General features: G+C 70.9%; 6 protein-coding genes. 3 read left to right on the top strand and 3 right to left on the bottom strand.

Going from position 1 to position 8,710, the window contains the following annotated elements:
- Nucleotides 1-319: 319 nt before the first annotated feature.
- Nucleotides 320-1,555, bottom strand: a complete 1,236-nt coding sequence (locus E1264_RS35880; RefSeq protein ID WP_132180863.1) for a DUF349 domain-containing protein — start codon at nucleotides 1,553-1,555, stop codon at nucleotides 320-322.
- Between the two features lie 72 nt (nucleotides 1,556-1,627).
- Nucleotides 1,628-2,374 (bottom strand): peptidylprolyl isomerase, encoded by a 747-nt coding sequence (locus tag E1264_RS35875; RefSeq protein WP_132180861.1) that lies wholly within the window; start codon nucleotides 2,372-2,374, stop codon nucleotides 1,628-1,630.
- Nucleotides 2,375-2,593: 219 nt separating this feature from the next.
- Here E1264_RS35875 and E1264_RS35870 point away from each other — a divergent pair, with 219 nt between their 5' ends.
- From E1264_RS35870 to aspS, 3 genes are read left to right on the top strand one after another with little or no spacing between them, the layout of a single operon-like run.
- Complete coding sequence (locus tag E1264_RS35870) at nucleotides 2,594-3,289, top strand: MBL fold metallo-hydrolase (RefSeq protein ID WP_132180859.1); 696 nt, start codon at nucleotides 2,594-2,596, stop codon at nucleotides 3,287-3,289.
- 11 nt (nucleotides 3,290-3,300) lie between these two features.
- Entirely contained in the window at nucleotides 3,301-4,581 is a 1,281-nt protein-coding gene (hisS, locus tag E1264_RS35865) for a histidine--tRNA ligase (RefSeq protein WP_132180857.1), read from the top strand.
- Nucleotides 4,578-6,338, top strand: coding sequence for an aspartate--tRNA ligase (gene aspS, locus E1264_RS35860; protein ID WP_132180855.1), 1,761 nt, complete (start codon nucleotides 4,578-4,580; stop codon nucleotides 6,336-6,338). Before hisS ends, aspS begins: the two co-directional genes overlap by 4 nt.
- A gap of 27 nt (nucleotides 6,339-6,365) precedes the next feature.
- On the opposite strand, the gene E1264_RS35855 is transcribed toward aspS, so the two are convergent.
- Nucleotides 6,366-8,540 (bottom strand): bifunctional (p)ppGpp synthetase/guanosine-3',5'-bis(diphosphate) 3'-pyrophosphohydrolase, encoded by a 2,175-nt coding sequence (locus E1264_RS35855; RefSeq protein WP_132180865.1) that lies wholly within the window; start codon nucleotides 8,538-8,540, stop codon nucleotides 6,366-6,368.
- Between the last annotated feature and the right edge of the window lie 170 nt (nucleotides 8,541-8,710).

Raw genomic sequence — 8,710 nt, 5'->3', positions numbered from 1 at the left:
TTCCTAGGCCGCGCAGCGGCCTAACCCCAGCCCCCGGCGGCTTGAACCCCAGCCACCCGGCTACGGGCAGGCACGCGGAGCGAGCGCCAGCGAGCGCAGCGGGCATGCCCGGCGCGCCGCGTCCCCGCAGCGTAGGGAGCGCCAGCGACCGGAGCGAGGAGACCCGTGCCGCGCGGCCGGGGGTCTGGGGGTCGCCCCCCAGATAGACAGGGCGGGCATGCCCGGCGCGCCGCGTCCCCGCAGCGCAGGGAGCGCCAGCGACCGGAGCGAGGAGACCCGTGCCGCGCAGCCGGGGGTCTGGGGGTCGCCCCCCGATGAACTACGAGAACTCGGCGAGGGTGCGTTCTGCTTCTTCTAGCCAGGCGCGGCGGGCGTTGAGGGCCTCTTCGGCTTCCTTGACGTCCTTTTCGCGGCCGGCGTCGCGGGCCTTGCCGAGGCGGCGTTCGAGCTGCTCGATGGAGTTGCGGAGCTGGGTGACGGTGGCCTCGGCGCGGGCGCGGGCCTCGGGGTTGGTGCGCCGCCACTCGTTCTCCTCGGCGGCGCGGATGGTCTCCTCGATCTTGCGGAGCCGGCCTTCGAGGCGGTCGCGCTGGTCGCGGGGGACCATCCCGGCGGCCTCCCAGCGTTCCTGGATGGCGCGCAGCGCCTGCCTGGCCTGCCGGACGTCCCTGACGGGCAGCAGCCGCTCGGCCTCGGCGAGGATCTTCTCCTTCTCCTCGGCGTGCTCGCGGAACTCGGCGTCGCGCTCGGCGAACGCGGCGCTGCGGGCCTGGAAGAAGGTGTCCTGGGCGCCCTTGAAGCGGGTCCACAGCTCTTCTTCGGCGTCGCGGGAGGCGCGGCCCGCCAGCTTCCAGCGGCGCATCAGGTCGCGGTAGGCGGCGGCGGTCTCTCCCCAGTCGGTCGAGTCGGACATCGCCTCGGCCTCGGCGACCAGTCGCTCCTTCTCCCTGCGGGACTCCTCGCGCTGGTCGTCCAGGGTGGCGAAGTAGGCCTTGCGGCGCTTGGTGAAGGCGTTGCGGGCCGACGACAGCCGCTTCCACAGCGTGGTCTCGGTGGGCCGGTCGATGCGGTCGGCGGCCTTCCACTCCTCGACGAGCTGGCGCAGCCGCTCCCCGCCGTTCTTCCAGTGGGTCTCCTCGGCCGCGATCCGCTCGGCCTCGGCGACGATCCGCTCCTTGACCTCGCGGGCCTCGTGGCGGTGCTGCTCGCGCTGGGCCTTGACCTCCTCGCGGCGGCGGCCGACCTGCTCGCTCAGGCCGTCCAGGCGGCGGCCGAGCGCGCCGAGGTCACCGACGGCGTGCGCCTCGGAGACGGCCTCGCGGAGCCGGTCGATGCTCTGCTGCGCCTGGGCGGGCTGCAGGTCGGTGGTGCGGACGCGCTGTTCGAGCAGGCCGATCTCGGTGACGAGCGCGTCGTACTTGCGCTTGAAGTAGGCCAGGGCCTCTTCGGGCGCGCCGGCCTGCCAGGAGCCGACGACCCGCTCGCCGTCGGACGTCTTGACATAGACGGTGCCGTCCTCGTCCACCCGGCCCCAGGGATCGGTCGCGCTGGACACCCTTGCCTCCTGAATCGCGGGTCCGAACGGCGCACGCCATCCGGACCCTCCACACCTTAGTATCCCGTTCGCCTATTTCCCGGCGATCGTGACGTCCTGGATCTCTACCTTCTTTTTGGGCTTGCCATCGCCTTTCGGGTCAGAGCCTCCGTCCGCGACCTTCTTCAGCACGTCCAGCCCCTTGGTTATCTTCCCGAACACGGTGTAGTCGGGCTGGAGCTGAGAGTCCTTGTAAACCAGGAAGAACTGGCTGCCGTTGGTGTCCGGCCCGCCGTTCGCCATGGCGAGCGTGCCCTCGGTGTAGGTGGCGCCGCTGGTGTTCTCGTTGGCGAACTCGTAGCCCGGCCCGCCCGTTCCCTGGCCGGTGGGGTCGCCGCATTGGAGAACGTTGAGGCCGCCGCTCGTGAGCCGGTGGCACGGCGTCTTGTCGAAGTAGTTCTTCTGCGCCAGGTACGCGAAGGAGTTGACGGCGCACGGCGCCTTCGCGCCGTACAGCTGCATCTCCACGTCGCCGTTGTTGGTCTTGACGGTCGCCTGGACGGTGCCCGTGTAGGCGGGCTTGGCCGGCGGCTTGCCGACGTCCTTGGACGCCGGGCCCCGCCCGGCCGTGTAGTCGCACTTCGGCCCGGCGGCCGTGGACTCGTCGTCCTTGCCCGTCACGACCATGAACACGGCGCCGCCGACGGCGATGACCGCCACCGCCGCGGCGGCGCTGATGATCTTGAGACGGCGGGCCCGCGCCGCCTCCTGCGCCCGTCGCTGCTGCTGGCGCTCGTAGCGTTGCCGCGCGAGCTCCTTCTTGCGGTCCTTCCCCGCCACGTGCTGCCCCTCCGGTGTGATCAGTTGAACGTGCAGCGCATAGTAGCGGCACCCGCGAGTAAAAGCGCCTCCGCTTTCAGGGAGCGGTTTCCCGCCTCCCCTTTGGCCCGGGAGGGCGCGCTCGCGACACGGCGACGGGCCTATCTCGTTCGCGGAGGCAATGGCCGCGCCGGTACCCTCGGACACGCCCACCCGAGATGGTTCGAAGGAAGGACGACCGTGCTCGTCGCCGGGTTCCCCGCCGGGTCTTTCGCCGCGAACTGCTTTGTCGTGGCGCCCGCCGCGGGTGAGGAGTGCGTCATCATCGACCCCGGCCAGGACGCCGAGGCCGGGATCGACAATATTCTGCGCGAGCACCGGCTGAAGCCGGTCGCGGTGCTGCTGACGCACGGCCATATCGACCACGTCTGGTCGGTGGCCCCGGTCTGCGGCGCGAAGGACGTCCCCGCCTACATCCATCCCGAAGACCGGGATCTGCTGACCGATCCGGCGAAGGGCCTCTCGCTCGGCGCGGGGCAGCAGCTGTTCGGCGGCCTGGAGCTGACGGAGCCGGACGACGTGCAGGAGCTCGCCGACGGCGCGACGCTGGAGCTGGCCGGGCTGAGCTTCATCGTCGACCACGCGCCGGGCCATACGCCCGGGTCGGTGACGTTCCGGACCCCGAAGACGCAGGAGATCCCGGACGTGATGTTCAGCGGCGACCTGCTGTTCGCCGGGTCCATCGGGCGCACCGACCTGCCGGGCGGATCGTACGAGCAGATCCTCGCGAGCCTGGCCCGGGTGTGCCTCACCCTGCCCGACGAGACGGCCGTCCTGCCGGGGCACGGTGAACAGACCACAATCGGCCGCGAGCGCGCGACCAATCCGTTCCTGTCGGAACTCATTCCGGCGGACGGGCCCAACAAGGGATTCTGAGTCAGAGAGACATGAGTTCGAGCTTCCGGGCCCCCAAGGGGGTCAGTGAATACGTCCCGCCGCGCGCGGACCTCTTCTACGCCGTCCGCGAGGCGTTCGCCGAGCAGGCGCGGCTGGCCGGGTACGGCTATATGGAACTGGCCGTGTTCGAGGACACCAATCTGTTCAAGCGCGGCGTCGGAGAGTCGACGGACGTGGTGTCCAAGGAGATGTACACCTTCGAGGACAGGGGCGGCCGGTCGCTGACGCTGCGGCCGGAGTTCACCGCGTCGGTGCTGCGGTCCGTCCTGGAGAACAACCTGCACAAGGGCGCGCTGCCGGTGAAGGTGTGGACGACCGGCGCGGCGTTCCGCGCGGAGCGGCCGCAGCAGGGCCGGTACCGGCAGTTCTACCAGCTCGATTTGGAGGCGATCGGCAGCGAGGACCCGCGGGTCGACGCGGAGACGATCGCGATCGCGTGGAACTGGTACCGCTCGCTCGGCCTGACGCGGGTGCGGCTGCTGCTGAACTCGCTCGGCTGCCGGGAGTGCCGTCCGGCCTACCGGGCGCTGCTGCAGGACTTCCTGCGCGGCCTCGACCTGGACGAGGACACCCGCGCCCGCGTCGAGATCAACCCGCTGCGGGTCCTGGACGACAAGCGCCCCCAGGTGCGCGTCCAGATCGTCGACGCCCCGCTGATGGCCGACCACCTGTGCCCGGCCTGCAAGGCGCACCACGACCGGGTCCGCGAGCTGCTCGCCGACCTCGGCATCGCGTGGGAGGACACCCCGACCCTCGTCCGCGGCCTCGACTACTACACCCGCACGACGTACGAGTTCGACCACCCGCTGCTGGGCGCGCAGTCCGGCATCGGCGGCGGCGGGCGCTACGACGGCCTGTCGGAGGACATCGGCGGGCCGCCGCTGCCCGGCATCGGGTTCGGCCTCGGCCTGGACCGCACGCTCCTCGCCGTCGACGCCGAGCGGCAGGAGGACGGGCGCGACGAGCTCCCCGTCAAGCCGCGCTGCGAGGCGTTCGGGGTGCCGCTCGGCGAGGCCGCGGAGCGGCGGCTGTTCACGCTGGTCGACGAGCTGCGCCGGGCCGGGATCGCCGCCGACATGGCGTTCGGCGGCAAGAAGCTGAAGGGCGCCATGAAGGACGCCGACCGTTCGGGCGCCCGGTACGCCGTGATCCTCGGCGAGCGAGATATCGCGGACGGCGTCGCCCAGGTCAAGGATCTGGCCGCGGGCGAGCAGACCGCCGTCCCGCTCACCGACATCATCACGACGTTGAAGGAAAGGCTCGCACCATGATCCGCTCGCACGAGGCGGGGACGCTCCGCAAGGAGCACGCCGGTCAGCAGGTCACGCTGGCCGGCTGGGTCGGCCGCCGCCGCGACCACGGCGGCGTCACGTTCATCGACCTGCGCGACGCGTCCGGCACGGCCCAGGTCGTGTTCAGGGAAGAGGACACCGCGCACGACCTGCGCTCGGAGTTCTGCGTCAAGGTCGTCGGGGAGGTCCGCGTCCGGCCGGAGGGCAACGAGAACCCCGAGCTGCCCACCGGCGACGTGGAGGTCGCCGCCACCGACATCGAGGTGCTGTCGGACGCGGCGCCGCTGCCGTTCCCCATCGAGGGCGACGTCAACGTCAACGAGGAGATCCGCCTCAAGTACCGGTACCTCGACCTGCGCCGCGACGCCGTCGCGCGGGCCATGAGGATCCGGTCCGAGGCGTCGTTCCTGACGCACGAGGTGATGCGCGAGCACGGCTTCGTCAACGTCGAGACCCCGACGCTGACCCGCTCGACCCCCGAGGGCGCCCGCGACTTCCTCGTCCCCGTCCGGCTGCAGCCGGGCCACTGGTACGCGCTGCCGCAGTCGCCGCAGCTGTTCAAGCAGCTGCTCATGGTCGGCGGGCTGGAGCGCTACTACCAGATCGCGCGCTGCTACCGCGACGAGGACTTCCGCGCCGACCGGCAGCCGGAGTTCACGCAGATCGACATCGAGATGTCGTTCTGCGACCAGGACGACGTCCTCACCGTCGGCGAGGACCTCGTCGCGCGGCTGTGGAAGGAGATCGCCGGGTACGAGATCCCCCGCCCGATCCCCCACATCACCTACGCCGACGCGATGTCGCGGTTCGGGTCCGACAAGCCCGACCTGCGGTTCGGGCTTGAGCTGACCGACATGACCGAGTACTTCGCCGGGACGTCGTTCCGCGTGTTCCAGGCCCCCTACGTGGGCGCTGTGGTCATGCCGGGCGGCGCGGCGCAGACCCGCAAGGAGCTGGACGCCTGGCAGGACTGGGCGAAGGCCCGCGGCGCCCGCGGGCTGGCGTACGTGCTGGTCCAGGAGGACGGGACGCTCGGTGGCCCCGTCGCCAAGAACCTGTCCGACGCCGAGAAGTCGGGCCTGGCGGCGAAGGTCGGCGCCGACGCCGGCGACGCGATCTTCTTCGGCGCGGGCAGGCGGCACGCCACGCAGGAGCTGCTCGGCGCGGCCCGGCTGGAGATCGGCCGCCGCCGCGACCTGATCGACGAGTCGGCGTGGGAGTTCGTCTGGGTCGTCGACGCGCCGATCTTCGAGCCGGTGGAGGACGACAAGGGCGAGCAGATCGGCTGGACGTCCGTGCACCACCCGTTCACGGCGCCGAAGCCGGAGTTCGCCGCGACGTTCCAGGACGACCCGGGCAGCGCGCTCGCGGACGCCTACGACCTCGTCCTGAACGGGACGGAGATCGGCGGCGGGTCGATCCGTATCCACCGCGCGGAGATGCAGCAGCGGGTGTTCGACGTTCTCGGCCTGTCGAAGGAGGAGGCCGAGTCGAAGTTCGGGTTCCTGCTGGAGGCGTTCAAGTTCGGGCCGCCGCCGCACGGCGGGATCGCGTTCGGCTGGGACCGCGTCGTCATGCTCCTCGCCCGGCAGGAGTCGATCCGCGACGTGATCGCGTTCCCGAAGGCGGCGTCCGGCTACGACCCGCTGACGGCCGCGCCGACGCCGATCACGCCGCAGCAGCGCGCTGAGGCCGGTGTGGACGTCGTTCCCGAGGACGAGCCCGCCGAGGGCTGAGCGGCCGACGCGTGAGCGGCGCCGCCCCTACCGGGTGGCGCCGCTGGTCGTCCGGTACACGTCGTAGACGCCGTCGATGGACCGGACGGCCTTCAGCACGTGCCCGAGATGCTTCGGGTCGCCCATCTCGAACGTGAACCGCGACACCGCGACCCGGTCGCGGGTCGTGGTGACCGACGCCGAGAGTATGTTGACGTGCTGGTCGGACAGGACGCGCGTCACGTCCGACAGCAGCCGCGGCCGGTCGAGCGCCTCGACCTGGATCGCGACGAGGAAGACCGAGTCCTCGCCCGGGGACCATTTGACGTCGATCAGCCGGTCGGGCTGCGCCTTCAGGCTCTCGACGTTGGCGCAGTCGGCGCGGTGCACCGACACGCCGTGCCCTCGCGTCACGAACCCGACGATGTCGTCGCCCGGCACCGGGGTGCAGCAGCGCGACAGCCGGACCCACACGTCCGGGTCGTCGGCGACGACGACGCCCGGGTCGCCGGCGGGACGGCTGCGCTTGCGGCGGGTCGGCAGCGCGATCTCGGCGAGGTCCTCGTCGGCGCTCTCCACGCCGCCGAGCGCGTCCACGAGCTTCTGGACGACGTTCTGCGCCGAAATCTGGCTCTCCCCGACCGCCGCGTACAGCGACGACACGTCCGGGTAGCGGAGGTCGCGGGCGAGGGCGAGCAGCGCCTCACCGGACATCATCCGCTGCAGCGGCATGTTCTGCTTGCGCATCGCGCGGGCGATGGCGTCCTTGCCGGACTCGATCGCGGTGTCGCGGCGCTCCTTGGAGAACCAGTGCTTGATCTTGTTGCGGGCGCGGGCGCTCTTGACGAAGCCGAGCCAGTCGCGGCTCGGGCCGGCGTCCTGGGACTTGGAGGTGAACACCTCGACGGTGTCGCCGTTGTCGAGGGTCGACTCGAGGGGCACGAGCCGCCCGTTGACGCGGGCGCCGATACATCGGTGCCCGACCTCGGTGTGGATCGCGTACGCGAAGTCGACCGGCGTCGCGCCCTGCGGCAGGGCGATCACGTCGCCCTTCGGGGTGAACACGAACACCTCGGAGACCGACAGGTCGAACCGCAGCGACTCCAGGAACTCGGCCGGGTCGGCGGTCTCCTTCTGCCAGTCGAGGAGCTGGCGGAGCCACTGCATGTCACCGGCCTTGCGGCCGCCGACCGTCTCCTCCTTGTACTTCCAGTGCGCGGCGACGCCGTACTCGGCGCGGCGGTGCATGCCCCAGGTGCGGATCTGCAGCTCGACGGGCTTGCCCTCCGGGCCGATCACCGTCGTGTGCAGCGACTGGTACATGTTGAACTTCGGCATCGCGATGTAGTCCTTGAACCGGCCGGGGACCGGGTTCCATCGCGCGTGGATCGAGCCGAGCGCGGCGTAGCAGTCGCGGACGCTGTCGACCAGGACCCGGATGCCGACCAGGTCGTAGATGTCGTCGAAGGAGACGTCCCGCGCGATCATCTTCTGGTAGATCGAGTAGTAGTGCTTCGGCCGCCCGGTCACGGTGGCCTTGATCCGGGCCTCGCGCAGGTCGGTGGAGACGTTCTCGATCACTTCCTGGAGGTAGACGTCGCGGCGCGGGGCGCGTTCGGACACCAGCCGGGCGATCTCGTCGAACCGCTTCGGGTACATGGTGGCGAACGCGAGGTCCTCCAGCTCCCACTTCAGCGTGTTCATGCCGAGGCGGTGCGCGAGCGGCGCGAACACCTCCAGCGTCTCGCGGGCCTTCTTCTCCTGCTTGTGGCGCGGCATGTAGCGCAGCGTCCGCATGTTGTGCAGCCGGTCGCCGAGCTTGATCACCAGGACGCGGATGTCGCGGGACATCGCCACGACCATCTTGCGGACGGTCTCGGCCTCGGCGGCCTCCCCGTACTTGACCTTGTCGAGCTTGGTGACCCCGTCGACCAGCGCGCCGATCTCGTCGCCGAAGTCGGCGGTGAGCTGCTCCAGCGTGTAGGGGGTGTCCTCGACGGTGTCGTGCAGCAGCGCCGCGCAGAGCGTCTCGGTGTTCATGCCGAGCTCGGCGAGGATCGTCGCGACGGCGAGCGGATGCGTGATGTACGGGTCGCCGCTCTTGCGCTTCTGGTCGCGGTGGTAGTGCGCGGCGACGTCGTAGGCGCGCTCGATGAGCCGCAGGTCGGCCTTCGGGTGCGTGTTGCGGACGGTCTTGATCAGTGGTTCGAGTACCGGGTTCATAGCGGGGCCGCGCTGGGCGCCCAACCTGGCGAGCCTACGGCGCACCCGGGCGGCAGACGGTGGAATCGTGGCCGGCGTGGGCCTGGACGGGACTGCGGGGTCGGACGCGGCGGCGTCCGCCGGGGTGCCGGACGCCTCGGCGCCGGCGCGGGGGCCGGAGGGCTGCTGAG

The sequence above is a fragment of the Actinomadura sp. KC216 genome (assembly GCF_004348535.1).
Classification (GTDB): domain Bacteria; phylum Actinomycetota; class Actinomycetes; order Streptosporangiales; family Streptosporangiaceae; genus Spirillospora.
Note: the sequence above shows the minus strand (reverse complement) of the source record. Positions and strands in the feature narration are given on the sequence as shown.